The organism is Accumulibacter sp. (genome assembly GCF_029255145.1).
Lineage (GTDB): Bacteria > Pseudomonadota > Gammaproteobacteria > Burkholderiales > Rhodocyclaceae > Accumulibacter.
In genome coordinates this window covers 20665-45784 of the sequence record NZ_JAPUVQ010000115.1, presented here as the reverse complement: position 1 = coordinate 45784, position 25120 = coordinate 20665, and the positions used below count along the sequence as shown (strand labels likewise).

The 25120-nt window shown below is 65.8% G+C and carries 20 protein-coding genes and 3 pseudogenes; 13 read left to right on the top strand and 10 right to left on the bottom strand.

What is annotated here, in order from left to right:
• The first annotated feature begins 121 nt into the window (after positions 1 to 121).
• The 3 genes from Q1L50_RS12975 (at position 122) to Q1L50_RS12965 (ending at position 4460) form a co-directional block, all read left to right on the top strand.
• A complete protein-coding gene (locus tag Q1L50_RS12975) occupies positions 122 to 955 on the top strand; it encodes a hypothetical protein (protein ID WP_300339395.1) in 834 nt (277 codons plus the stop codon).
• 106 nt (positions 956 to 1061) lie between these two features.
• The gene (brxD, locus tag Q1L50_RS12970) at positions 1062 to 2372 is read left to right on the top strand and encodes a BREX system ATP-binding protein BrxD (protein WP_300339394.1); all 1311 of its coding nucleotides are present in this window, start codon (positions 1062 to 1064) and stop codon (positions 2370 to 2372) included.
• Positions 2373 to 2459: 87 nt separating this feature from the next.
• Positions 2460 to 4460, top strand: a complete 2001-nt coding sequence (locus Q1L50_RS12965) for a DEAD/DEAH box helicase (RefSeq protein WP_300339402.1) — start codon at positions 2460 to 2462, stop codon at positions 4458 to 4460.
• Between the two features lie 64 nt (positions 4461 to 4524).
• Here the strand turns inward: Q1L50_RS12965 and Q1L50_RS12960 are convergent.
• The 3 genes and pseudogenes from Q1L50_RS12960 to Q1L50_RS12950 all read right to left on the bottom strand — a co-directional run.
• Positions 4525 to 4645 (bottom strand): annotated as a pseudogene (locus Q1L50_RS12960) (integrase); the annotation flags it as partial.
• Between the two features lie 153 nt (positions 4646 to 4798).
• A complete protein-coding gene (gene ptsP / locus Q1L50_RS12955) occupies positions 4799 to 6907 on the bottom strand; it encodes a phosphoenolpyruvate--protein phosphotransferase (protein ID WP_300339392.1) in 2109 nt (702 codons plus the stop codon).
• 8 nt (positions 6908 to 6915) lie between these two features.
• Positions 6916 to 8103, bottom strand: coding sequence for a PLP-dependent aspartate aminotransferase family protein (locus Q1L50_RS12950; RefSeq protein WP_300339391.1), 1188 nt, complete (start codon positions 8101 to 8103; stop codon positions 6916 to 6918).
• A 311-nt stretch (positions 8104 to 8414) separates the two neighbouring features.
• On the opposite strand from Q1L50_RS12950, the gene Q1L50_RS12945 reads away from it, so the two are divergent.
• Positions 8415 to 8861, top strand: a complete 447-nt coding sequence (locus Q1L50_RS12945; protein WP_300339390.1) for a PAS domain S-box protein — start codon at positions 8415 to 8417, stop codon at positions 8859 to 8861.
• A gap of 72 nt (positions 8862 to 8933) precedes the next feature.
• Positions 8934 to 9422 carry a hemerythrin domain-containing protein gene (locus Q1L50_RS12940; protein ID WP_300339400.1) on the top strand — a complete coding sequence of 163 codons (489 nt, stop codon included), beginning with the start codon at positions 8934 to 8936 and terminating at the stop codon, positions 9420 to 9422.
• A 302-nt stretch (positions 9423 to 9724) separates the two neighbouring features.
• On the opposite strand, the gene Q1L50_RS12935 is transcribed toward Q1L50_RS12940, so the two are convergent.
• Entirely contained in the window at positions 9725 to 10360 is a 636-nt protein-coding gene (locus tag Q1L50_RS12935; RefSeq protein ID WP_300339389.1) for a TetR/AcrR family transcriptional regulator, read from the bottom strand.
• Between the two features lie 114 nt (positions 10361 to 10474).
• Between Q1L50_RS12935 and Q1L50_RS12930 the strand changes: the two genes are divergently transcribed.
• The 4 genes from Q1L50_RS12930 to Q1L50_RS12915 all read left to right on the top strand — a co-directional run bounded on the left by Q1L50_RS12930 (position 10475) and on the right by Q1L50_RS12915 (position 16218).
• On the top strand, positions 10475 to 11080 hold the full coding sequence (locus Q1L50_RS12930) for a hypothetical protein (protein WP_300339387.1): 606 nt from the start codon (positions 10475 to 10477) through the stop codon (positions 11078 to 11080).
• A 16-nt stretch (positions 11081 to 11096) separates the two neighbouring features.
• The gene (locus tag Q1L50_RS12925; protein ID WP_300339385.1) at positions 11097 to 11570 is read left to right on the top strand and encodes a hypothetical protein; all 474 of its coding nucleotides are present in this window, start codon (positions 11097 to 11099) and stop codon (positions 11568 to 11570) included.
• 160 nt (positions 11571 to 11730) lie between these two features.
• Complete coding sequence (locus tag Q1L50_RS12920) at positions 11731 to 12891, top strand: cytochrome P450 (protein ID WP_300339383.1); 1161 nt, start codon at positions 11731 to 11733, stop codon at positions 12889 to 12891.
• A 468-nt stretch (positions 12892 to 13359) separates the two neighbouring features.
• On the top strand, positions 13360 to 16218 hold the full coding sequence (locus Q1L50_RS12915; RefSeq protein WP_300339381.1) for a TIR domain-containing protein: 2859 nt from the start codon (positions 13360 to 13362) through the stop codon (positions 16216 to 16218).
• A 125-nt stretch (positions 16219 to 16343) separates the two neighbouring features.
• Here the strand turns inward: Q1L50_RS12915 and Q1L50_RS12910 are convergent.
• The 4 genes and pseudogenes from Q1L50_RS12910 to Q1L50_RS12895 form a co-directional block, all read right to left on the bottom strand.
• Positions 16344 to 17252: pseudogene (locus Q1L50_RS12910) on the bottom strand (NAD(P)-dependent oxidoreductase); the annotation flags it as partial.
• Complete coding sequence (locus Q1L50_RS12905) at positions 17216 to 18091, bottom strand: NAD(P)-dependent oxidoreductase (RefSeq protein WP_300339377.1); 876 nt, start codon at positions 18089 to 18091, stop codon at positions 17216 to 17218. The pseudogene Q1L50_RS12910 and the gene Q1L50_RS12905, both read right to left, overlap by 37 nt.
• A 137-nt stretch (positions 18092 to 18228) precedes the next feature.
• Positions 18229 to 18429 (bottom strand): hypothetical protein, encoded by a 201-nt coding sequence (locus tag Q1L50_RS12900; RefSeq protein WP_300339375.1) that lies wholly within the window; start codon positions 18427 to 18429, stop codon positions 18229 to 18231.
• A gap of 38 nt (positions 18430 to 18467) precedes the next feature.
• Positions 18468 to 18740 (bottom strand): IclR family transcriptional regulator C-terminal domain-containing protein, encoded by a 273-nt coding sequence (locus Q1L50_RS12895; protein WP_300339373.1) that lies wholly within the window; start codon positions 18738 to 18740, stop codon positions 18468 to 18470.
• 124 nt (positions 18741 to 18864) lie between these two features.
• Here Q1L50_RS12895 and Q1L50_RS12890 point away from each other — a divergent pair, with 124 nt between their 5' ends.
• Entirely contained in the window at positions 18865 to 20364 is a 1500-nt protein-coding gene (locus Q1L50_RS12890) for a CoA-acylating methylmalonate-semialdehyde dehydrogenase (RefSeq protein WP_300339372.1), read from the top strand.
• 83 nt (positions 20365 to 20447) lie between these two features.
• Here Q1L50_RS12890 and Q1L50_RS12885 read toward each other — a convergent pair.
• Positions 20448 to 20981, bottom strand: a pseudogene (locus Q1L50_RS12885) (LysE family translocator); the annotation flags it as partial.
• Between the two features lie 339 nt (positions 20982 to 21320).
• Here Q1L50_RS12885 and Q1L50_RS12880 point away from each other — a divergent pair.
• Positions 21321 to 22268: a DUF2092 domain-containing protein gene (locus Q1L50_RS12880; protein ID WP_300339370.1), complete on the top strand. Its 948-nt coding sequence runs from the start codon at positions 21321 to 21323 to the stop codon at positions 22266 to 22268.
• 9 nt (positions 22269 to 22277) lie between these two features.
• Entirely contained in the window at positions 22278 to 22721 is a 444-nt protein-coding gene (locus Q1L50_RS12875) for a hypothetical protein (protein ID WP_300339368.1), read from the top strand.
• Between the two features lie 175 nt (positions 22722 to 22896).
• Here Q1L50_RS12875 and Q1L50_RS12870 read toward each other — a convergent pair whose 3' ends face one another.
• Positions 22897 to 23226, bottom strand: a complete 330-nt coding sequence (locus Q1L50_RS12870) for a hypothetical protein (RefSeq protein ID WP_300339366.1) — start codon at positions 23224 to 23226, stop codon at positions 22897 to 22899.
• A gap of 264 nt (positions 23227 to 23490) precedes the next feature.
• Here Q1L50_RS12870 and Q1L50_RS12865 point away from each other — a divergent pair, with 264 nt between their 5' ends.
• Entirely contained in the window at positions 23491 to 24960 is a 1470-nt protein-coding gene (locus Q1L50_RS12865; protein ID WP_300339364.1) for a DUF1254 domain-containing protein, read from the top strand.
• The last annotated feature ends 160 nt before the right edge of the window (positions 24961 to 25120 follow it).

The window sequence follows — 25120 nt, the reverse complement described above, 5'->3', positions numbered from 1 at the left end:
TCCTTGCACTCCTAGCGACGCTTGGTCTATGCCATACGAAAATTATGGCCTTCGAAATAAAGTGCTACTCGCAATTCCGGAATTCTACCTACATTCCCGGCCGGGATCAGGAAATCTGAAGTTGAACAGCATCATGCGGGCTATCGGCCCGGCCATGGACGAACCGGAGGACCTGATGCAGTTGGTCCTCGGAATGAGCGCAGTGAAGCTGTTTGATGGCCTGTTCAGCGGAGCTGTTGGTGTCGAGCGGGAGCGATTGGGGGAATGGCTTGACCTCAACAGCGGCACGCTTGGCGGTGAGTCCGCAATAAGAGCCGTTCACGACTTGGTCGGACATGCTCAGAGCTTCGATCTGTCTGACCTGGAGGACGTCCCACCGTTGGATCTCCCCGATCTGCTCCCGTTCTTCGAGAACTGCCTTGTGTTCAATCGGCGGAGGCCCAAGGCCGACGGCTTGGCCCTCTCGTTCAAGACGCCTGAAGACTGGCTGACCACGCACGCGATCAAGAAATCGTATGAGAACGTTGTGTTTGATCGCAAATCCAGCCCAAGCGAAGGCGAGCTGATGGGCGTCGGGCATCCTCTTATGGAAAAGGCACTCCATCAGTCCGAGCGGATGCTGGGCTCACTATGCGTGCTTGACGGGCTCGACTCGCCGCTTCTTGTGGTGGAAATCTCAAGCCGTGTCACCGACACGAGCGTGCCGGGCAGCCGCGTTGTTGCCGCCGTCGTGGCGGTTGGCGATACCTTTGAGTTGCGAAGAGACTGGGAGGTGATGCAACTGCTAGGTGCCTGTTCGCTCCGCTCGGAGCCCGTTGCATTTGGTTCTCCGGCGCCGCGGATCACCGGCTGGGTTGAAGCGGCAAGCGAACATATACAGGCGCAGCTGGCAGATATGAAGCTGCCGTTCGGTAGTCCGCAGGCCAAGGCATTGGCCGTCTTTTGGCCGTCCTAGGCGAATCCAATGCTACCAATTGTTGTCAGCCGCAAGCTTCCCGACGGCGAGTTTCCGTCGTTTGACATCGCTGCTACGGAGAGAAATGTGCAAGGAGGCTTCACAAGTGATTAATCCGCAGCGCAGAGCCGAGGTCATCGAGGCCTTGAGACGCGGCACGGTCCCCAAAGCTGGCCTGGGTGCGCTGGCCGTGGGCTATGGTCGCCTTCAAGGAAGGCTTGATGAAGAGCTGGAAGCGGTAGCTTCCGGGCGCGGATCCTTCAAGGCTATTCGCGGTGAATACGGCTCGGGCAAGACCTTCTTTGGCCGTTGGCTGCAAGAACGAGCCCGGGCGCGCGGACTGGCAACCAGCGAGGTACAGATATCCGAAACCGAAACACCGCTGCATCGCCTGGAAACGGTATACCGCCGGTTGGTCGAGCGCATCGCCACGGCGGACAGTGGCGAGGGCGCCTTCCGTGGCATCGTCGATGGCTGGTTTTACGCGCTGGAGCGCGACGTGCAGGAGGACACCAGCCTGGACCCGACGGATGAAGTGATCTTGCTCGCCAGGACTGAAGCACTGATGGAAGCGAGATTGACCGGTGTGACCAAGGTGGCGCCGGCCTTTTCAGCCACACTCCGCGCCTACCGCCGCGCGCTGCAGGCTGGCGACAACGCCACGGCCGATGGACTGATGGCCTGGCTCAGCGGCCAGCCCAATGTCGCGACATCGATTCGGCGCTCGGCTGGTGTGAAGGGCGATATCGATCACTTCGGCGCGACCAACTTCCTGTCCGGCTTGCTGACCATGCTGCGCGACTCGGGCTATGGCGGTCTGCTCCTGGTCCTGGACGAAGTCGAGACCCTGCAACGTATGCGTGCCGATACCCGCGAGCGGGGCCTGAACGCGCTGCGCCAGTGGATCGACGAAATCGACGCCGGCCACTTTCCGGGGCTTTATCTCTTGATCACCGGCACCCGGGCTTTTTACGAAGGTGCACAGGGCGTTCAACGTCTTGCTCCGCTGGCGCAACGGTTGCATGTTGATTTCGCCACCGACTCGCGATTCGACAATCCGCGGGCGGTGCAGGTACGTCTGCCTGCCTTCGGACACCATTCGCTGCTCGAGGTAGGGCGCAAGGTGCGGGACATCTATGCCGATGGCGCTGTTGCCGGCGACCGGGTTCGCGCTTTGGTCGATGACGCCTACCTCGAATCCCTGGCCAGGGCGGTGACTGGCAACCTGGGCGGCAAGGTCGGCGTGTCACCCCGGTTGTTCCTGAAGAAGCTGGTTGCCGACGTGATGGACCGCGTCGATCAGTTCGAGGACTTCGACCCTCGCCAGCACTATGCGCTGACGATTTCGGAGAGCGAGATGACGGCGCAGGAACGTGCGTCCGTGGGCGTGAGCTCGGTCGATGATATCGATCTGTAAGCGGTTGGGCCCTCTGGGCGGCTGTTCGTGAGCGCGGACGCTTTCGAGCGCCTGCACGGGGCGTTGCAGTATCACATCGTCAATTCGATGGGCTGGACTGGTCTGCGCTCGACGCAGGCGGATGCGGTAGTGCCGATCCTTGACGGGAAACATTGCCTGATTCTGGCGCCGACGGCCGGGGGCAAGACAGAAGCGGCATTCATCCCGGTGTTGTCGCGCATGGCGACCGAGGAGTGGCCGGGGCCGAGCGTTCTCTATGTGTGCCCGATCAAGGCGCTGCTCAACAACCTTGAGTCGAGGCTGTCGCGCTATGCCGGCTTCGTCGGCAGGACCGTGCAGGTGTGGCACGGTGATGTCGGGCAGGGTGCCAAGGCGCGGGCCAGGCGCTCGGCGCCGGACATCCTGCTGACGACGCCGGAATCTCTTGAAGCGATGCTCATTTCGACGAAGGTCGATCGAGCGTCATGGTTCGGCGATGTCCGCGTCGTCATCGCTGATGAACTGCATGCGTTTGCCGGTGACGACCGTGGGTGGCACCTGCGCGCCGTGATCAAGCGGATCGAGGCGTATGCCAGGCAGCCGATTCAAAGGCTTGGCTTGTCCGCGACGGTGGGCAACCCGGATGAACTGCTGGATTGGTTTGCCGGGTCGGGTGAGCGACAGATCGTCGGCTCGTCATCGGTCAGCACGGACGCCGATGTCACCATCGATCATGTGGGCTCGATGGCCAATGCCGCGACGGTGATCGCACGGCTGCACCGTGGCTCGAAACGTCTGGTCTTCTGTGACAGCCGCTCCAGGGTGGAAGAACTGGGGGTGGCGCTGCGCAGCTTGAACACCCGGACCTTCGTCTCGCATTCGTCCTTGAGTGCGTCCGAGCGGAAGCTTGCCGAAACCGCTTTCGCCGAAGAGCAGGACTGCGTGATCGTCGCCACCAGCACGCTGGAGTTGGGGATCGATGTCGGTGACCTGGACTTCGTGATTCAGATCGACTCCCCGAGTACCGTGTCTTCATTTCTGCAGCGGATGGGGCGCACCGGCCGGCGCACCGGCAGCCGCCGCAACTACCTCTTCCTGACGACGACCGACGAGGCCTTCCTGCTGGCTTGTGCGATCACCACGCTGTGGCGCGAGAGGTATGTCGAGCACATCACGCCACCGCCGCTGCCGTGGCACATGGTGGCGCAGCAGATGATGGCGCTCGTGCTCGAATACCCCGGCCTGCCTGCGCACGAGGTGATCGGCGTCGCTCGCACACAGTTCCCCGACCTCGATCCGGAGACTGTGGCGACGGTGTTCGATTTCATGGCGGGCAAGGGCATCCTGTTCGTCAGCAGCGGCCTCGTGTCGATCGGGCCGGAAGGCGAAAGGCTGTTCGGGCGCGCTCATTTCCTTGATCTGCTGTCGGCGTTTGCAAGCCCGATGACGCTGACGGCACGCCACGGTTCCACCGAGCTGGGTCATGTCGATCCGATGGCGGTTCAGCAGCAAGAGAACGGCCCGACGGTCCTCCTGCTTGGTGGCCGAAGCTGGAAGGTGATGTCAGTTGAGTGGTCCAAGCGCACGGTGTGGCTGGAGCCGAGCGACGAGAAAGGCAAATCGCGCTGGCTCGGAACCTCTCGCTGCTTGGGTTTCGAGGTCTGTCAGGCCATGCGCCGGGTGTTGTTGAAGGAAGGCGATGCGGAGTTGGGCCTGTCGAAGCGGGGCATTCGGCAACTCGATGAAGTTCGTCACCTGATCTTCGCACCCGAGCGCCAGGGATCGCTCCTGCTGGAGCACCTGCCGTCTGGACGGCAGCGTTGGTGGACATTTGCCGGCGGTGCAGTCAATAGTGCATTGGCGTTGAGACTAGGTGAGATTGGCCGCGCGCGGGTGGACGAGCTGTGGGTGGAAATCGACGCTGGAGTCCCGGTGCCTGAACTGCTGCAGCGGCCGGCCGATCATTCCGCCAGGACCGCGTTTGGCGTGCGACTTGCGGAGCGCAGTGAAATGAAGTTCACGGCTTGTCTTTGCTTCGACTTGCTGGCGGCTGTGATTGCGGAGCGGTTGCTTGACGAAGCCAATTTGCGCCTTCTGCTCAAACCCTGACACCAGAAGCCGGAGCGCCCACTTGTGCTGCTGAACCTCGATTCGACTGCTCTCGGCCAGAACATCAATACGCGACCTTGAAAATCGGGCTGTCCTCCGGCCTGGTCCTGCGGTGGTCATAAAGGGCGGGTGGTGGCGATGCCGGCATGACCGAGCCACTCCTGCACCTTGGCAATATCGCCCTGGTCGCGGAGGTCAGAAGCCGGGATGCAAGTGCCGGCAGGACGGGCAATCCCCGTAACTTGGCCTCCCTTGAACACCGGCAAGACGGCGACACGCTGGTCGGCATGCACCGGCGCCGGCTTCGACCGCCCTCTATTGGCATCGGCGCTGTTCGTTCACTCCAGTTCTCGCTCCTGCTGGCTCACCAGGTCGGAGAATTGCGGGTGGCGGTCGATGAACCGGGCAACGTACGAACAACGGGGGACAATTTTCCAGCGTCGTTGCCGCGCCTCGTCGAGCGCGACGCGGACCAGTTCAGCGGCAATTCCGTGTCCGCGCCGTTCGTCGGGTACGAAGGTGCGATTCAGAATGACGCGATCTCCTTCGACGAGGTAGCTCAAGAATGCCAGACCCGAATTGCCCGCCTGCGATTCAAAGCGCTGCAGAACGGCGTTGTGGGTCACCGGAAGCGGTGTTGTGCTGGTGGCGGACGGTGCCGGGTCGAGTTCGGGCGAGGATACCGGCCGGCGCCGATTCCAGTCGTCCTGCACGCGCGCCCTGATGTCGCGAGTTGAACTCAATGGCAGAACCTGCCCGGCCAGTCTTTCAGCGTCTTGAAGACTGGTCGAGCGAATCGCGTGCTTGATCTCCAGTAGCCGGCCGGCAGCGACGCTGAAGCTGCGAAATCCCAGGCCGATCAAGAGGTTTGTATAGGCGGGGTCGCTGGCGATTTCGCCGCACAGGGAGATCGGTTTGCCCTTGCTCCTGGCCACGCTCGCCAGCGTCGCCAGCACCTGGATGACCGCCGGATGCAGGGGGTCGTAGGTGGACGCCATTTCGCCACGTATCCGGTCGGCAGCCAGCAGGAACTGGACGAGGTCGTTGGTGCCGACGCTGAGGAAATCGACCTCGTCGGCCAGTTGCCCGACGAGGATCGCCGCGGACGGCGTTTCGATCATCGCGCCGACGGGAATGCAAGGGTCGAAAGAAGGGCCCGCTTCGGCGAGTTCTTTTTTGGCGCTTTCGATCGCCGCCTTGGCCGCGCGCAGTTCGTCGATGCCGTCGATCATCGGCAGGAGAATGGCGACCGGATGCGATGCGCTAAGCCGGAGTATGGCCCGCAGTTGCGTATTCAGCAGCGCGGGATGGGCGAGCAGCAGCCTGGTGCCGCGACAGCCCATGGCCGGATTGGCTTCGCGTGGCAGCGGGAAATAGCTGAGCGGCTTGTCGCTGCCGACATCGAGGAGGCGGATTACGGTTTCCGACGGTCGCAGGTGCTCCGCCGTGGCGCGGTAGAACTGGTATTGCTCGTCTTCCGCAGGGAAATGATCCTGGACCAGGAAGACGAACTCGGTGCGGTACAGTCCGACCCCATCGGCCTTGACGTTCGCGGCGGCCAGCGCATCGGCGGTCTGGCCGATGTTGGCGCAGAGCCGGATTTCGACGCCATCCTGGGTGACTGTCGGCAGGCCAATCAAGCCTTTCAAGACGCCCTGGTGCGCTTTCAGGTTGGCCTCCAGTTGATCGTACTTGCGCAGGATCCCGGGCTGCGGGTTGACGAAGACGCGTCCGGCCAAGGCATCGACGATCACCAGGTCGCCCGCGCCGATTTTGCGGGTCGCGTCCGGCACCTGCACCAGCATCGGAATGCCGAGCGAGCGGGCGAGGATGGTGGCGTGGGCGGTGAGGCCGCCTTTTTCGACGATCAGCCCACGTACGCCGTGGCCTTCCAGCTGCGCGACGACCGAGGCGAGCAACTCGTGGGTGACAATCACGCATCCATCGTGAAGGACAGGAAGATCCGCGGGCCCGTTCTCCGCCAGGTGATCGAGGAGGCGCTTGCCGACGTCGTGCAGATCGGCGGCGCGCTCGCGAAAGTAGGGGTCTTCGAGGCGACCGAACAAGGCCATCAATTCCCTGATCGCTTCTTCGACCGCGGCCTCGACGTTCATTCGACCGTCAAGGCACAGCGCACGCACGGCATCGCGCAGGTGCACGTCGCGCAGGAGGAGGATCTGGGCTTCAAAAATCTCCGCCTCGTCGTTCCCCAAAGTTCGCCGGAGGCGCTCTTGAACCTCCAGCAGTTTTTCCTCGGCGACAGCGACGGCGGTGTCGAAACGCTCGACCTCACCTTGCGCCTCCTCCTCATTCACCTCCCGGCGCGGAACGGCCGTCTGCCTTCTGGCGCAATCGCAGAGCAGGGCACGCCCGCGGGCGAGGCCGGAAGAAGCCACCTCGCCAAGGATCATCAATGGGGCAGGCGGTGCGTTGTCGGCGATGTTCATGAGTATGATTACTTGGTGGTGGTTGCGGACGACGGTGATTCCATGGCGAGCGCTTCGGCGAAGTCCCCGAGCAGGTCTGTGGCATCCTCGATGCCGACCGAGACCCGCAACAAACTATCGCTGATACCGGCACGCTGGCGCTCGGCGGGCGTCATCGTGCGGTGCGTACTGCGGCCGGGAACGCAGATCAGGCTTTCCACGCCGCCGAGACTCAAGGCCGGCATGACGATGCGCAGGCGGTTCAGCAAGCGATCGACCTGGTCGGGCTGACGCAGCTCGAACGACAGCATGCCGCCATAACCGCGCATCTGGCGCGCGGCGATGGCGTGGTCGGGATGCCCGGGCAGCCCGGGATAGTTGACGCGCGACACGGCCGGATGCGCGGCGAGGAAGCGCGCGAGGGTCTCGGCGTTCTCGTTGTGCCGTTGCACGCGCAGGGCCAGCGTCTTCAGGCCGCGCTCGAGCTGCGAACAGGCGTGCGCATCAAGCGTGCCGCCAAAGTGCACGGCATTCGCCGTGATCCGGCCGACTACCTCGGCGGAGGAGACGACCACGCCCGCGTTCACGTCGCTGTGGCCGTTGAGGTACTTGGTCGCACTGTGCAGGACGGCGTCGATGCCGAGCGGGATCGGGTTCTGGTTGATCGGCGTCGCGAAGGTGTTGTCGATGACGGTCATCACCCCGTGGCGTTTGCCGAGCGTGGCCAGCTCGGCCAGGTCCACGCAATGCAGCAGCGGATTGGACGGCGCTTCGACGTAGATCAGCCGCGTCTCGGGGCGCAGGGCAGCGGCGAACTGGTCGACGTTCGCGCCCCAGGAAACCTGAATGCCGAGTCGCTGCAACTCGCGGGTGATCAGCTGCATGCTGCCGCCGTAGAGATCGTTCTGGAAAATCGCATGCTCGCCAGGGTTGAGATGGGCCAGCAGCAAGGTCGAAACCGCCGCCATTCCCGAGCCGAAGACGAGTGCCGCCTCGCCCTTTTCGAGCGCCGCCAGCTTGCGGTTGATGACCTGCTGGTTGGGCGTGTTGAAGTGACGCGGGTAGATGGTCTCGTTGGCCGGATTCGGAAATGCGTAGGCCGTGGACGTGAAGATCGGGCTGCACGCGCCGCCGGTGGCCTGGTCCACATGCGTGCCGGCGTGAATGCAGAGCGTCGACAGGCCGTGGCCAGGTGGCTCGGGAGTGATCGGGTTCATTAGTGTCGCCTCGGGCTGTTGGTACCATGGGATGACGCTTTCGTTTGCACGGGACAGGAACGAAACACCCGTTGGTAAGCGTTGTCCTCGCTTGCCCCGCTGTTCGGCCAACTATAGCAGTCCGTGATATAATACGATGCTGGGTCGCCGGCAACGACTGTTCGGGCACCGGTAGCCCCGTGGTCTGCGGTCAGGTACTGACTTCCACCGCGGGAGACCGGGCGGCCAAGCGTCGGACCTTGCGTCGCGGGCACTTGCCGGCGAAGTGTCGTCCGCCGGTTTCGTTCGATTGATTGGCAAGGAGTTCCACGATGCACGCGACTGCCGAGTTGGCGCACGCCGGCTTTGATCTGTTTCAGGCGCTAGTGGCACAGGCTCCTGACGTGATTATCTTCGCCGACCGCGCGGGAACGATCCGCGTCTGGAACTCCTGCGCCGAAAAGGTGTTTGGCCATTCCGCTGCCGAAGTCCTGGGCGAGAGCCTGGACGTGATCATTCCGGAGCGACTCCGGAAGGCGCACTGGGACGGCTTCTACAAAGCCATCGACTCCGGTCAGACCAGATACCGGAACCAGGTGCTGACCACCCGCTCGGTGCACCGGGACGGCAGCAAGCTGTACGTGGAACTGAGCTTCGGCCTAGTGCGCGACGGAACTGGCGCGATCGTCGGCTCGCTGGCCATCGGTCGGGACTGTACCGCTCGCCACCTGAAGGCGGCGGCGCAGTCTTCGGCCAGCGGCGCCAAGCCGGCCGCGTGACCGGACCGTGATGTGACGACAGGGGTGCCGTTATTTCCCGCACCAGTGGCCGGGACCGAGGCGCCGCTGGCGATGCTTTCGGCTTGCCACGGCCGCATCGCAGCGCACTGCGCAAGCTTGCGGCGCCTGGTTCCGCACCTCCTTGCCGGTGGCGTCGACGACGACGCGCGCACCGCGGCGACCCGGCTGATGCGCTACTTCGACAAAGCGGCCCTGGACCATCATGCCGACGAGGAAGACGATCTCTTCCCGGCGCTGATCGAGTCGATGGCGGGGTCGGACGCGATCTGCCTGCGCGAAATGATCGCAGCCTTGACGGCCGATCACCGCGCCCTTGAAGCCTGCTGGCAGCACCTGCGCGGGATCCTCGATAGGATCGCGGCGGGCGAGGGCGTAGCGCTCGTCGCCGACGATGTCGAGGCGCTGGCGGGTCGGTATGAGCGCCACATCGAGCGCGAGGAAAGGGAGCTGTTGCCGATGGCGGCGCGTTTGCTGAGCGATGACGAGCTTGCCCGCGTCGGGCGCGCAATGCGCCAGCGCCGGGGGATTGACGAGGCATAGGCGCTTGACTGCCGGCGAATCCCTGGAGCCGGTGCTGCCCGTTCGGCTTCCGCGCCGATCCCGGCTCAAGCGGCGCGATCCTCGCCGGCCTGCCCCTGGTCGATGCGGGTCCTGACCCACAGGCCAAGCGGTTGTCGAGGTCGAGCGGACCGAGTTCGGCGAGCAATTGGCCGCTGGTGACCGTATCGCCCGGGTCGACGAGCACGCCTGCCACGCGGCTGGCGGTGGTCGGGCCGAGCGCATGGCGGCGGCGACGGCGAAGGCGATCGGTCCCGCCTGGCGGGCCAATGGCGCTGGCGCGTTCATCGCTGGCTACGGCCGCGATAGCCGTCGAGCAGCAAGGGAAACATCAGCCGCGCGCGCTTGATCATTCCGGACTCGTCGCCGGCCAGTGCGGACTCGATCACCAGTCCCTGCACGGCCCCGATGAACAGTACCGGCGCCAGCGCGGAATCCAGATCGGCGGCAAGCTCGCCGGCCACCTTGGCCTCGGCGAACAGCAACGCCAGCCGCTCGCGGTAGCCCGAGACCATCGCCCGGACTTCGGCGCGCACCGGCGAATCCCCCGGGTACTGCAGTTCATGAAACAGCACGCGGGGAACGCCGGGGTTGGCCGCGATGAACGCCACGTGCGCGAGGAACGCAGCCTCGATCCTCGCCAGCGGCGACCCGGGCTGCTCGATTGCCGTCGCCAGCACGGTGCCGAGCGATTCGCGGACCCAGCCAAATACCGCCAGCCAGATCGCCTCCTTGTCAGGAAAGTGCCGGAAGATCGCGCCCTGGGTGACGCCGATCCGGTCGGCGATGGCTTGCGTCGTGATCGCATCGGGGCCACGCTCGCGGGCGAGCGCGAGGACGTTGGCGACGATCTCCCGCTGTCGCTGGTCGCTGCTCAGGCGCTGGCGCGGTGCCGGATGATCGGTGGTCGGGGGATTCATGAGATCGGCAAAATCTTTTCCTGAAAGGACTTGCAAGTAAGTAATTAGATACTATCATATACACACGACTCGACTATCGCAAGCACCGCATCGGCAACCAGGGAGAACGAGACCATGCATTTCCCGGAATTTTTTGACGCCGCGCCGCGCATCACGGTGCGCGACCCGCTGGCCCGATTCCTTGGCGCGGCGGAAGACGGCGTCATCGACTACACCTACGGCGACGCGGTCAGGCTCGCCGGGCATTCGTGCCCGACCGTCGCTGGCGCGTATCTGATGACTCGCGCTGCCTTGCGGGCTCTGTACCCCGAGGCGCTGCCGGAGCGCGGCGGCATCCGCGTCGAACTGCGCGACGAGCAGCTGGCAGGGGTCACCGGTGTCGTTGCCAATGTCGCGAGCCTGGTGACCGGCGCGACCCACGACACCGGCTTCAAAGGGATCGGCGGGCACTTCGACCGGCGCGGCCTGCTGTTCTTCGGCGCCGGCATCCCGGGCCAGATTCGCTTCACGCGGGTCGACACCGGCGCTTCCGTGACCGTCTTCGCCCGGCTCGACCGCGTGCCGTCCGATCCGCGCATCGTTTCGCTCCTGCCGCGCTGCCTCGGCGGCAGCGCTACCGCCGACGAGGCGGCGCTGTTTCGATCGCTTTGGCAGGACCGGGTGCGGACGCTGCTCGTCGAGCATGCCGAGGATCCCGAAACAATCGTTGTTCAACGCTGAGGAGAGTCCGATGAAGATGCACCAGGCCCTGCCCGTCGCCACCCTCGTGGCGGCTTTCGCGCTCGCCACCGGGGTGCCCGCGTTCGCCGAGAATACACACCAGCACGCCGCCGGCGAACCGGCCAGGCTGGTCCTCCACCACGGCAAGAAGTGGGCGACCGACGAGCCGTTGCGCAGGAACATGAGCGAAATCCGCGCCGCACTCGCGGCGAAGGCGGCGGCCATCCACCAAGGGACGCTGACGCCGGAGGACTACCAGACGCTCGGCATCCTGGTCGAAGCGCACATCGCCAGCATCGTCGCCGAGTGCAAGCTCGAGCCCGCTGCCGACAAAAATCTCCACCTCGTCGTCGCCGAACTGAGCGCCGGCGCCGACGCCATGCGGGGCAAGTCGACGGCCACGCCGGCTGCCGGAGCGGCGCAGGCGGTGGGCGCCGTGAATCGGTACGGCCGCTACTTCCAGCATCCGGGCTGGAAGCCACTGGACTGACCCGCGTCGTGAGCCGGCGATCGATGGCCGTCCAGTTTTCAGCGCACTTTGCTCCCTACGGCAGCCTGTCCATTCGCGCGGCGGCCTGGCACGCGGCTCGCGGAGCGATTGCCAGAATCTCCCCCTTCCGCAGACGCTTCATCGAAACGACAAGGAACGAATGACCGTGAACGAAAGGTTGCAAGACGACTGGGATCCAAAATCCGACGCGGTCCAGCGCGATCAGCGCGCTGCCTACGATGGCATGCGCGAGCGCTGTCCGGTCGCGTACAGCGATTTTCTCGGGTGGTCCTTGTTTCGCCACCAGGATATCGTCCGCGTGCTGAACGACCCCGACACCTTCAGCAACGCCGTATCCAGACATCTCTCGGTTCCCGACGGAATGGATCCGCCCGAGCACACCGAGTTCCGCCGGATGATCATGCCGTACTTTCGGCCAGAACGTGTCGATGCCTTCGAGCCGCAATGTCGCGAGATCGCCGCGAACCTTCTGCAATCGCTGCTGGAGCGTGACGAGCTGGAGTTCATCGCCGACTTTGCCCACTGGTTTGCCGTCCGGATTCAGTGTGCCTCGCTCGGCTGGCCGCTCGAGATGTGCGAACCGTTGCGTCTCTGGACGCAGAAGAACCACCAGGCGACCTTTGCTCGGGACCGGCAAGCCATGACCGAGATCGCCCGCGAGTTCGAGGGCTACGTCCACCAGTTGCTGCAGAGTCGGCGCGCGGCCGGGGCACAGGCCGGCGACGACATCACCAGCTCGCTGCTGCGGCAAGAGGTGCAGGGCCGCCCGTTGCGCGACGAAGAGATTGTCAGCGTCCTGCGCAACTGGACTGTCGGCGAGGTCGGCACGATTTCGGCTGCGCTGGGCATCCTGGTCCACTACCTCTCGCAGCATCCGGATCTGCAGCAGCAGTTGCGCGCACAGCCCTCGTTACTGCCCGCCGCGATCGAAGAGATCCTGCGCATTCACGGACCACTGGTGGCCAATCGGCGCATCACCACGCGTCCGGTTGAAATCGGCGGTCGGACGATCGCCGCCGGCGAACGGCTTTCGCTGATCTGGATCTCCGCCAACCGCGACGGGCGCGTTTTCGAGGATCCGGAGGCGTATCGGGCGGACCGCGATCAGGCCGAAAACCTGCTCTATGGCGCAGGAATTCACGTCTGCCCAGGTGCTCCTCTGGCCCGGATGGAGATGCGCGTGGCGATGGAGGAACTGCTCGGGCGCACGACCGGGATCGCCCCGATCCCGGCGAAGCCGCCGACCGCCGCGGTGTACCCCGGCAGTGGTTTCGCCACCCTGAACCTGCGGATCCGATAAGCGCCGCCAGGCAGCTTGCCGCGGCGCTGGCAGCAAGTGGACGAAACCCGGAGGCGATGCCGACGGGGACCCCCGGTTGAGTTCTTGGTCGTCGCGGTCTGGACTGCGGATGCGGCCCGCTTGTCGTTGAGGCGACGTTCTGTACCGGTCCCGTACGCGCTTGCCGGGCAGGGGCTCGCCAATTGTCGAAGCGGGAATGGATCGATCGACGCCGGATCGTTCGGCTTCGCCAGTGGTCGCCGGCGGCCGCGGTCCCGGCGGTCGTGCGCGCCGACCGGTATCGGCTCTGCGGGTCGACAACGCGAGTTAACGGTCCTGGAGGGGGCGCTCAACAGTGATCCCCTGGCCTTTGCCCCGAACGGCGCGCCCGTCGCCGCTCGCCCTGCGGCAGCGTTGTCTGCCGCGAGAAGGTGATTGTGGTCGCTCGCGTGTACCGGGTTGGTACGAGCGGCGTAGACTGGTGGCGCCATGTCGATCTTCATCTCCTATTCGCGTAAGGACTCGGATTTCGTCCACCGCTTGCACCGCGGCTTGCTGTCGCACGACCGCGCGACCTGGGTCGATTGGGAAGGCATTCCGCCGACCGCCGACTGGATGCAGCAGATCGAGGCGGCGATCGACGCCGCCGAGGCGGTCGCCTTCGTCCTCAGCCCGGATTCTCTCGCCTCTGAGGTCTGCCGGCGCGAGCTGGACCACGCCGACGCGCAGAACAAGCGACTGATCCCGGTCGTCTGGCGTCAGACCGACGCTGCCCAGGTGCCGCCGGCGCTGGCCAGGCTGAACTGGATTTTCTGCCGCGACGACGACGACTTCGAGACCGCGCTGCAGACCCTGCTGCTGGCCGTGGACACCGACCTCGATTGGCTGCAGGCGCATACGCGCCTGTTGGTGCGAGCGGTCGAATGGCAGGCGAAGGGCCGCGACGCCAGCCTCGCCTTGCGTGGCGGCGATCTGAAAGCGGCCGAACAGTGGCTGACGCTGGGACCGCGCAAGACGCCGCAGCCGACCGAACTGCAGACACGCTACATCCTCGACAGCCGCCGGCAGGCGACCAACCGCCGCTTGCTGCTGCTCGGTGGCACGGGCGTCTCGCTGGTGGCGATCGCGATCCTCGGGACGCTGTTTCACTTCCAGCGTCAGGAGTCGGCGCGGCAGGAGGCGAACGCCGTCGCGCGCCGGCTGGCGTCGGCGTCCGAGCGGGTGCGCGAGCAGCAGCCGGCCCCGGGATCGACCAGCTCGCCGGTCGAAGTCAGCGTGCAGCTCGCGGCGGAGGCGGTACGGCGCCTCGCGGCGGTCGGTGGGCGCGCGCTCGAAGCGGACCTGGCGATTCGGCGCGCGCTGGCGATCATGCCGCAGCGAGTCGCCCGACTCGACCCCGTCGTCGAGCCCGCCGAACGCTTCGACGACATCGTTTTCGGCGCTGGCGGGCAGTTGATCGCCGCGAGCAGGTTTCTTTCCGCGACCGGCGTCTGGGAAGCGGGCAGCTATCAGCCGGCAGGCGGGCGGCAGCGAGCGGTCAGCGCCAGCGCCGTCGCGCTGAGCGCCGACGGGCAGTTCCTGGCGACGGTCGACCCGGGCCACGTCGAAGGGGCGATCGACGTCTGGCGCATCGGTGCGGCGGCGCCGCTCGCCAGTCTTCGCGACGCTGGCAGCGTCCAGGGCGTGGCGATCGCGCCTGGCGGCACGCATCTGCTGGTCAGCAGCAGCCGCTACGACGCCAGGAGCGGCTGGGACCAGGGTCTGACGCGTCTCGTGGAACTGCCCGGCAGGCGCGAGACCGCCCGGCTGCCGAGCGTTCTCTGGCCTTCGTTCAGCCGCGATGGCGCCTACCTCGCCGGCCTGGTCGGCGGCGACCAGCCGGTGATCTGGGCGATGGCCCGGCTGCAGCAGGGCCAGCTCGCGCCAATGCTGTCGCTGGCGGCGGCCGCGCCGCTGGCGCGCGCGCCGCTGTTCAGCAGCGACGGGACGCTCCTGGCGATTCACTTTGGCGAGAATCCGGCCAAGGTGGGGATCTGGACGGTCAAGGACGGGAAAATGCTGTGGGAAGTCAGGCGCGAGTTCCCGCTGGCGGTCGGGCCGGGCGCGCGCCACCTGGCGCTGCGCGACGACGACGGCGGCCATGCGCTGCGGATCGTCGATAGCGGCAGCGATCGCGACGTCGCGCGGTTCACCTCCGAATCCGACTTTCCGGCGCTGGCCTTCAGCCCCGACGGACGCGATGTCGCGATCGCTTCCGGCAAGGGCATCGATGTCTGGCGGATCCTCGGCCGCGGCAGCGATGTCGCGCGCCGCAGCGCCGGCGGGCAAGCCTTCGCGCTGGTTTTCAGCGTCGGCGAGACGCGCTTTGGGGTGCTCGGAAGGTCCGGCACCGGATCGTCAGCCGGCGTCATGGCGGAGACCTGGGAACTGGTGGACGGCGGAGTCAGCGCGCAGCTCGATCTCGGCCCGGCCGCCTCGCCGGTCGCGGGCAGCGCCGACGGCAAGTCGCTGGCGCTGGCGTCCGCCGGGCAGGTCCGGGTGATCGACGCCAGCTCGGGCAAGACGCGCTGCAGCTTCGCGTTCGAGGGCGCGATGAAGGCCCTGGCGCTCAGTCCCGACGCGCGCTACCTGGCCGGCGCCAGCGATCGCGAGACGCTGCAGCTGTGGCAGGTCGAGCCGCAGAAGCTCCTGGCGACGATCGCCCTGGCCGAGCCGGTGGTGGACAATCGGCTCGCCGTCGCTTCCGACGGCCAGGTGGTCGGAGTCACCCGCGGCAGCGCCAGCCGGATCGGCGTGCCGCTGACCGTACGCGTCTGGAGCTCACCTTCGCTGTCCGAAATTGCCGCCAGGCGCGTCGGTGCCGAGCGCAGCGGTCTGGCCGGCAGCGTTTGCGCGATCAGTGCCGACGGTCGTCTGGTCGCGATCAACACCGCGGACACCGCCGTAACGGTCCGCGAGAGCAGCACCGGCAGGGACATCGGAACCGTCGACGAGGCGCGCGGCGGCCGCCAGTGCGCGTTCAGCGCCGACGGCCGGTACCTCGCCGTGACCGGTTCCGAGGATACCGTGCGCGTCTGGGAGATCGCCGCGCAGACCGAGGTGGCCCGCCTGGAACAGGTGGTGACGCCGACGTCGCTGCAGTTCAGCCCCGGCGGCAGGTATCTGGCGACGCTGGAGCAGGACGGTACGGCGCGCGCCTGGCTGCTGCGACCGGACGACCTGCTGGCCGAGGCGTGCTCGCGGCTGACCGGCAACATCGCGGCGTCCGACTGGGAGCGCTACCTCGGCAAGGCGCCTTACGTGCCGGCGTGTCCCGGGCTTCCTTCGCCGGTGCCCGGCGCGAGCTGACGTTTCGCACCGGCGCGTTGCGTCGAGCAGGATTGCTGTCGTCGGCGACCCTGGTCCGGCACGTCCGGATGCCGCGCGCCGGCCTGGCCGGCCTGGCCGGCAAGACCGCCTCCCGATGCGTCCGGTCAGTCGGCCAATGAATCTTTCCCGCTCCTTTCCAGGACCCGGAGCAGCGTCGAGGTGTCCTGCGTTCCCCAGGCTGCCGCCATCAGGGCATCAAGCTGCTGCATCACGGCGCTGGCCACCGGCAGCGGCACCGCCATTCGCGTCGCCTCGTCGATCACCATCGCGAAGTCCTTGTGGTGGAGGCGCGCCTGGACGCCGGCGGCGAAGTCGCGCGCCACCATCTTGCCGCCGAAGAAATCGAGCACGCGTGAGCCGGCCGATCCGCCCAGCGTCGCGGCACGCACCCGGGCAAAGTCGATTCCCGCCGCCTGCGCGAAACGCGCCGCTTCGGCGCAGGCTTCGATGGCCGCGACCATCATCAGCTGGTTGCAGGTCTTCGCCACCTGGCCGGCACCGGCATCGCCGACCCGGACGATGGTCTTGCCGAGGCAGCGGAAGAGGGGATCGAGCCGCGCTGCCAGCGCCGCCTTGCCGCCCCACATAATCGCCAGCGTCGTCGCTTGCGCGCCGGCGGTCCCGCCGGAGACCGGTGCATCGACAAAATGACGGTCGCGCTCCTCGTACCGTGCCGCGATGGCGCGGGCGACCGAGGGCGCGATGGTCGAGAAATCGACGTGAATGCCGTCCGGCGCCAGGCCTTCGAGAAGCTGCAGTGCCAGGCCGGCGACGTCGGCGTTGCCGGTGACGTTGGTGCACACCATCTCGCAGCACGCTGCCAGCTCCAGCGGGTTCGCCGCCCGCCGCGCGCCGAGCGCCAGCAGGGAATCGGCAGAGTCCGGGCGGCGGCTCCAGACGGTCACTTGATGGCCGGCCGCCAGCAGGTGTCCGGCCATCGGCTGGCCCATCCCGCCGAGACCGATGAAACCCAGCTTCATTGCGGCGTGGACAGCTTTTCGAGGAGCTTCAGCGCGGCGATCGAGTCGTCCTCGCCCATGCCGCTGCCGACGATGGCATTGAACAGCTGCGCGGTGGCGGCTGCCGCGGGCAGCATCAGCCCGAGACGGTGCGCTTCCTCCATGACGATGCGCAGGTCCTTCTGGTGCATCCAGGCCTTGAAGCCCGGCTTGAAGTTGCGGTCGAGCATTCGCTGGCCGTGGTTTTCGAGGATCCGCGAGTAGGCGAAGCCGCCGAGCAGCGCTTCGCGCACCCTGGCCGTGTCCACACCGTTCTTCGCTGCGAAGTTGAAGGCCTCGGCAAGGGCGGCGACGCCGACGCCGGTGAGGATCTGGTTGCACGCCTTGGCCACCTGTCCGGCGCCGATGTCGCCGATCAGGGTGACCGACTTGCCCATCTTCTCGAACAGCGGCTTGACCTTGTCGAAAACCTCCGGCCGGGCGCCGACCATGATCGTCAAGGCCGCATTGATCGCGCCGACCTCGCCGCCCGAGACCGGCGCATCGACGAATTCGATGCCCTTTGCCGCCAGGCTGGCGCCGATCTGGCGTGCGGCGTTGGGGTTGATGGTGCTCATGTCGACGACGATCAGTCCTGCCCTGGCGCCGGCGGCGATACCCGTTTCGCCGAGCGCCACGGCCTCGACGTCGGGGGCGTCGGCGACCATCGTGAACACCACCTCGGCGTGCTTCGCCACTTCGGCGGGCGAGTCGTGCAGCCGGGCGTCGACCGCCTGGAAGGGCTCCAGCGAAGCGGGACGACGCGCCCAGAGATGCAGCGTGTGGCCGTCCTTTGCCAGGTGCAGCGCCATGGGGCGGCCCATGAGGCCGAGTCCGATGAAACCGATTTGCATGGATCTATCTCCTTTTCGGATTGATTGCGGCGAGGGCTCAGCCGGGAAAGACTGCCGGCTTGAGCAGGTTGGGGGGATGCTGGACGTCGGGCGCGTCGACTATCCGATAGGCGGTGTCAGCACGACATTGTCGAGGGTCAGGACGCGCCGATCAAGGGCGGGCTCGTTCTCGAAGCCGGCGGCAAGCCGGGGGTGTCGGTGGCCATCAAGCCGGCCCGGGCAATCGCCTCGCGGTCGAAGTCGTTGCAGCCGACGGCGACGTTGCAGGCGGCCTTGAGTGCCGGCGCGCTGGCCAGCAGCGCGGCGGGCGGCCGGTGTGCGGAGCAGGCGGGCGTCATGCCGAGTTGCTCGCCCGATCCTTCTGCAAGCCGCGTCGTTACCGGCCTCCCGGAAGCATGCCGAGGCGATGCGACATCAGCCTCGCCAGCTGGTGGACGGTCCTTGCCGCCAGCTCGATGCGCTCTGCGCCGGGTGGTGGGCTGTTTGTCTTCATCATGCTGAGCGCAACCGCCGCAACCGCCTGATGGCCGCCGGCGTCGAAGATTGGGGCGCCGTGGCAGCACATTCCCGCACGCGTTTCCTCGTCATCCACCGCCAGGCCCTGCTGGCGCGCCACCCTGATCACGGAAGGAACCGTGGCCTTGGGCAAATCGCGGCTCGCCGTTGGCAGTGTCTGGTCGACCTCGCTGTCGTCGCTGTGGATACGATTGACACTTGGATTGGCGCGAAACTACACTGGGTCGAATTCAAGAGCAAGCACGGTGTTCACATATATGAACAAGCTGAAAAACCTGCGGCACTTCATCGATGGCCATCTGGTTGATGGTGCCGGCTCGCGGTGGGGCGATGTCTTCGATCCGGCCACCGGGCAACTTGCGGCGCGCGTACCGCTGGCGAGCGCCGACCAGACCGCTCAGGCGATCGACGCCGCCGCTGCCGCGCTGCCGGCATGGTCGGATACGCCGCCACTCCGGCGCGCGCGCGTGCTGTTCAGGTTTCGCGAGCTGCTGGAGCAGCACCTCGACGAGCTGGCGGCGATCCTGACCGCCGAGCACGGCAAGGTGCTCGCCGACGCCAAAGGCGAGATCATTCGCGGCATGGAGGTCGTCGAGTTTGCCTGCGGCATCCCGCATCTCTTGAAGGGCGAGTATTCCGACCAGATCGGCAGCGGCATCGATAGCTGGTCGATCCGCCAGCCGATCGGCGTCTGTGCCGGGATCACGCCGTTCAATTTTCCGGTGATGGTGCCAATGTGGATGGTCCCGATCGCGCTGGCCTGCGGCAACACCTTCGTCCTCAAGCCGTCCGAGCGCGACCCGTCGGCCAGCCTGTTCATCGCTGATCTGCTCGCTCGGGCGGGTCTGCCCAAGGGCGTTTTCAACGTCGTCCATGGCGACAAGGAGGCGGTTGACTGCCTGCTGACCGATGCGCGCGTCGCCGCGGTCAGTTTTGTCGGCTCGACGCCGATCGCCGAGTATATCTATGCCACCGGCTGCGCGCACGGCAAGCGGGTGCAGGCGCTCGGCGGCGCCAAGAACCACCTGCTGGTGATGCCCGACGCCGACCTCGAGCAAGCGGTCGATGCGCTGATCGGTGCCGCTTACGGTTCTGCCGGCGAACGCTGCATGGCGATCTCGGTGGCGGTCGCGGTCGGCCGGGTCGGCGATCGGCTGGTGGCCGCGCTGGATGAGCGCGTGCGCTCGCTACGAATCGGCCCCGGCACAGACCCCGGCATGGAAATGGGGCCGCTGGTCACGCGGCAGCATCTCGACAAGGTGCGCGCCTACGTCGATCTCGGCGTCGAGGAGGGCGCGGAACTGGTGGTCGATGGCCGCGACCTGCGCATTGCCGGTCACCAGGGCGGCTATTTTCTCGGCGGCTGCCTGTTTGACCGCGTCTTGCCACAGATGCGCATCTACCGCGAGGAAATCTTCGGTCCGGTGCTGTGCATCGTTCGCGTGCCCGATTTCGAGGCCGCCGTCGAACTGGTCAACGCCCACGAATACGGCAATGGCGTCGCCGTGTTTACCCGCAGCGGCAGCACCGCCAGGGAGTTCGTGCGGCGCATCCAGGTCGGGATGGTCGGCGTCAACGTCCCGATTCCCGTGCCGATGGCATTTCACGGCTTCGGCGGCTGGAAGCGCTCGCTGTTCGGCGACCACGCGGTCCATGGTCCCGATGGCGTGCACTTCTACACCCGCCTCAAGACGGCGACCGGTCGCTGGCCGCAGGAGCTGGCCAGCACCGCCAGTTTCGTGATGCCGACGCACTGAGCTTTGGCGGTCCGCCAGCCAGCGAAGCTCCTCCCGGGTAGCGACTAAGGGCGCTGCTGCTCACACGGCAGATTTACCGCGAGCCAGGTCGCCAGCTGAGCGGCAAACAGGGTGAATAACAGGTTGACCGAGAAACTGACGGCGATCTGGGTGCATCCCAGGGTGACGCTCTGCAGGAAAACCGATCCGTGCGCGGGCGAAACGAACTGCGGCAATACCGACAGGTAGAAGACCGCGATCTTGGGATTGAGGACGTTGGTCAGAAAGCCCATGGCGAACAGCCTGGGCAGCGAATCCGGTGGCAGGCGCTGCGGCTCGAACGGCGAGCGCGCGCCCGGCTTGACGGCCTGCCATGCCAGGAACAGTAAATAGGCAGCGCCGAGCCACTTAAGCACTTCGTAAGCCAGCGGCACCGCCAGGAAGATGGCGGCAAGGCCGGCGGCAGCGGCCAGCATATGGACCACGAAGCCGGCGACGACACCAAGCAGCGAGACGATGCCCGCTTTTCGTCCCTGGCAGATCGAGCGCGAGATCAGGTAGATCATTTTCGGACCCGGCGTCAGGACCATCAGCAGCGCGGCGCCGGCAAACAGCACGAGGTCGGGTGCTGGAATCATCGGGTCTCCATAAGCGCCAAGGCTTGTCGTCGAGAGGCGGTTTGCAGCAAGCGGTTTCGCGGCCTTGGTGGCAGGCTGGCATTGCTTTGTGCGCTGTGCGGGCGCCATCATCGCACACAGGGCCTTGGCGGGATGCAAGACCTGCCCGGCGTGCAGGGCCGGGGTGGCGGCGGCGCCTCTGGGGCCGGGAGAATAGGCATCGCCGCCGCCCGTCTGGCTTCCTTGGCGAGCTTGCCAGCGCTTGTGGTAGGCTCCCTGCTGTTGGTGGCGACGCGACAGCCTCTGCGCCGCCCTACGCCATCCAGCCATTGACACCGTGTTTTGAGGAGAGATTCGCTGATGAAACCAGATCGTTTGTCGCTAGCAGTGATCGCCGCCGCGCTCCTGGCCGTGCCGTTTTACAGCGCCGCGCAGCAGGCCACTCCGGCGGTGCCAGTCGCCAGCCAGGCGCCTGGCACCGCCGAGGCCAGCAAGACTCCCGCCGTTGGCAAGGCGCCCGCTACTGCGCCAGAGGCTGGCAAAGCCGCCGCCGCCGTCGAGGCCGGCACGGCTTCGGGCGCTGCCGCGGACGCCGGCAAGGCGCCTGCCGGCGCGGCAGAGGCGAGTCCGGCTCCGACCGTTGATCCGGAGGCCGCCGCAGCGCTCAAGCGTACCAGCGAGTACCTGCAAACGCTCAAGACGTTCAATCTGCGGGTCGATTCGAGCACCGACCAGGTGCTGGACAGCGGCCAGAAGATCCAGATGGGATCGGTCGCCGATATTTCGGTGATCAAGCCGGATCGCCTGCGCGTGGACCTGGTGGCCGACGACAGGCAGCGCCAGTTCTACTACGACGGCAAGACCCTGACGCTCTACGGCAAGCTGGAGAACTACTACGCTTCGGTGAAGGCTCCGGGGACGATCAGGGAGATGCTGGACTTCGCCGAAACGAAGTACGGCCTGGAGTGGCCGCTGGCCGACTTGCTGGCGCCGGAGTCGCTGGCCCAGAACGTCAAGTCCGGAATCTACCTTGGCAAGAGTCGCGTCGGCGGAACACTGTGTGATCACTATGCCTTCCGCCAGGACGACGTCGATTGGCAGATCTGGATCCAGGATGGCAAGGCGCCGCTGCCGAGAAAGATCGTCATTACCACCAAGGGTGCAGAAGGTGCGCCACAACATGCGTCGGTGCTGAGCTGGAACCTGGCGCCGAAGTTGCCGGAGAGTGCGTTTCGCTTCATCGCACCGAAGAGCGCCCACAAGATCGTCTTTCGCGAGCTGGACAGTCAGCCCGGCAACAAGAATTGAGGTGAGATGATGAGCCAGATTCAGAGCAAAAAATGCTTCGCCGGCCGCTGGTCGCGTGCCTTTCTGATGTCACTGCTGGCCGTCGGTGCGCACGACTTCTTGGCGGCGTCCGAGGCGCACGCCGCGCGGGTGGCCACCGCCAACGTGAATACCCGTACCAGCGTCAACCGCAACACCAACGTGAACGTAAACCGCAACACCCATGTGAACGTCAATCGTAACGTCAACGTCAATGTGAATAACCGCTACAACCCGGTGGCGACCGGCGTTGCCGTGGGCGCGGCGGCAGTGGTGACGGCGGCGGTCGTCGGTTCGATGGTGTACTCGCTGCCACCGAGTTGCGCGCCTTACGTCCATGCTGGCGTGACCTACCAGCAATGCGGTGGCGCGTATTATCAGCCGCAGTATTCCGGGAGTTCGGTCACCTACGTGGTGGTCAATCCACCGAGGTAAGGCTGGCGGCAGCGCCGACGGCGTCGCTCTACTGCGCTCCGTCGGCCGCTGCCGCGCTCGGCATGGCGGACGGTACCGCCGGGTGCGCGGTTTTCCCGGGCCCATCGCCTTCCATTACGGTTCCTTCGGGATGCGCGCAGGTGGGCATCGCTGCACGGATCAGCGCATGGAGAAACTATTGCCAAGCCGCCGCGTTGCGACCGGAGACGGCCAGGCAGCTGGACGATCCCAGCTGGCAAACCGTGATGTAGGTGGCTTTCTGCCCGCAGCCCTCGACGCCAATGGTGTATTCGGCACGCTCGATCCCGTTCCATAAGACAGGCTGCAGGATATTGCTGGACAGTAGCGTTCCGGTCGCGGCCGGACACGACATCTCGAATTGTCCACGCCGCACGGCGACCCGCAGCGCGTAGTCCTGCTCGCCGCTGAGCAGTTGCTGATCAGTGGCGCAGCCAGCCAGGACAAGACCCAGGGCGGCGACAGAAAAAACGCTTTTCGGTGACATGGTGAGTGCCTTTCGCGAGACGGTTGGCAAGGAACGGGGCGCGGCAGCGAAGCCCGTCGAAGTATCTCTGGTCAGGGCGGCGGCGGTCAATCCCCTGCCTTGCCATCGCCATGCTGGCAAGCCCTGAGCGGTTTTGCTACAGTCGCCATCGCTGACCCGACAACGGCCGGCCCGAGACGCTCGTCCCGAAGTGGTGGCGCCGGACCGGGATCGAAGGGGTGCGACAATCCCGATAAGGCAACCGGACAACAATCAGGACCAACCATGCAAATCACCAGACGAACCTTCCTGAACGGCACGCTGACCACGGCTCTGGCCGCAACGCTGCTCGCCAGCGGCTGCGCCACCCGGAACGACGCGGTGGCGCAGGCCGAGCGAATGGACCAGGACCGCCCTGGCATCGCCGAGACCAAAGCGATCGCCGAGGAGGGTTTCATCTACGGCCTGCCGATCGTGATGAACTATGCCGTAATGTACGAGTACGCCGTTGACCGCAACTCGGGCCAGTTCAAAGCCCCCTTCAACCAGATCCTCAACGAAGCGCGGGTGTTTACCTACCAGGACACTGCGGTCATCACGCCGAACAGCGACACGCCGTATTCACTGGTCTGGCTCGACCTTCGCGCCGAGCCGATGGTGTTGTCGGTTCCCGCCGTGGACAAAGCGCGTTACTACTCGGTAATGCTCAATGACGGCAACACGTTCAACTATGGCTACATCGGCAGCCGCGCCACCGGCAACGAAGCCGGCGACTACCTGGTGGTCGGGCCCGACTGGAAAGGCGCGACGCCGCCGGGGATCAGGAAGGTCTTCCGGTCAGGCAGCATGTTTTCGCTGGCGGTTTACCGTACCCAGCTGTTCAATCCTGAGGACATGCCGAAGGTGGTAGAAGTACAGTCCGGTTACCGGGTCCGACCGCTCTCGGCGTACCTGGGCCAGGCAGCGCCTGCGGCAGCGCCGACAATCGACTTTCCGAAGATCGACAAGGAGATGGTCAAGACGGGCTTCTTCGGCTACCTCGACTTTGCGCTGCAGTTTGCGCCGGCCGGGCCCGAGGAAAAGGAAATCCGCGCCAGGCTGGCGCGGATCGGTGTCGGCGCGGGGAAGAAGTTCGACTTCAAGGAGCTGTCGCTTGAACACCGGATGGAAGTCGGCTTTGGCATGAGCGACGGCCACGCCAGGGTCGAGCAGTATCTGGCTACCGGTGACAAGGATATCAACGGCTGGAAAGTCGGTTCGCTGTTCGGCGACCGGGCTTTCTACAACGGCGACTGGTTGAAGCGGGCGGCGGCGGCAAGCGGCGGGATCTACGGCAACGATGCTGCCGAGGCGATGTACCCAATGACCCGGACGCTTGCCAACGGCGAGCCGCTGGACGGCGGCAAACACAGGTACACGCTCACGTTCAAGCCCGGGCAGTTGCCGCCGGTGAATTCCTTCTGGTCGGTGACGATGTACGATGGCAAGACGCAATTGCTGATCAAGAACCCGATCAACCGCTACCTGATCAATTCGACGATGCTGCCGGGAATGAAGAAGGACGCCGACGGTTCACTGACGCTCTACATCCAGAAGAACTCGCCGGGTGCGAGCAGGAAGAGCAACTGGCTCCCGGCGCCAAATGGCCCGATCTACCTGGTCATGCGGCTCTACTGGCCGAGGAGCGAAGTACCGTCGATCCTGCCACCGGGAGAAGGAACGTGGAGTCCGCCGGCGGTGGTGCTGGTGAAGTGAGCCGAGCGATGTGATGGTGCGACTCGCAGACCGGCGCCGCGACCTGCTGCGGCTCGGCGACCGGCGGGAGACGACGCGCTGCTTTCCGTGCCGGAGAAGACGCGGCAATCGACGAGACCCCATCGCCATCACGGAACCAGCACACTTTTCGACGAGTCTC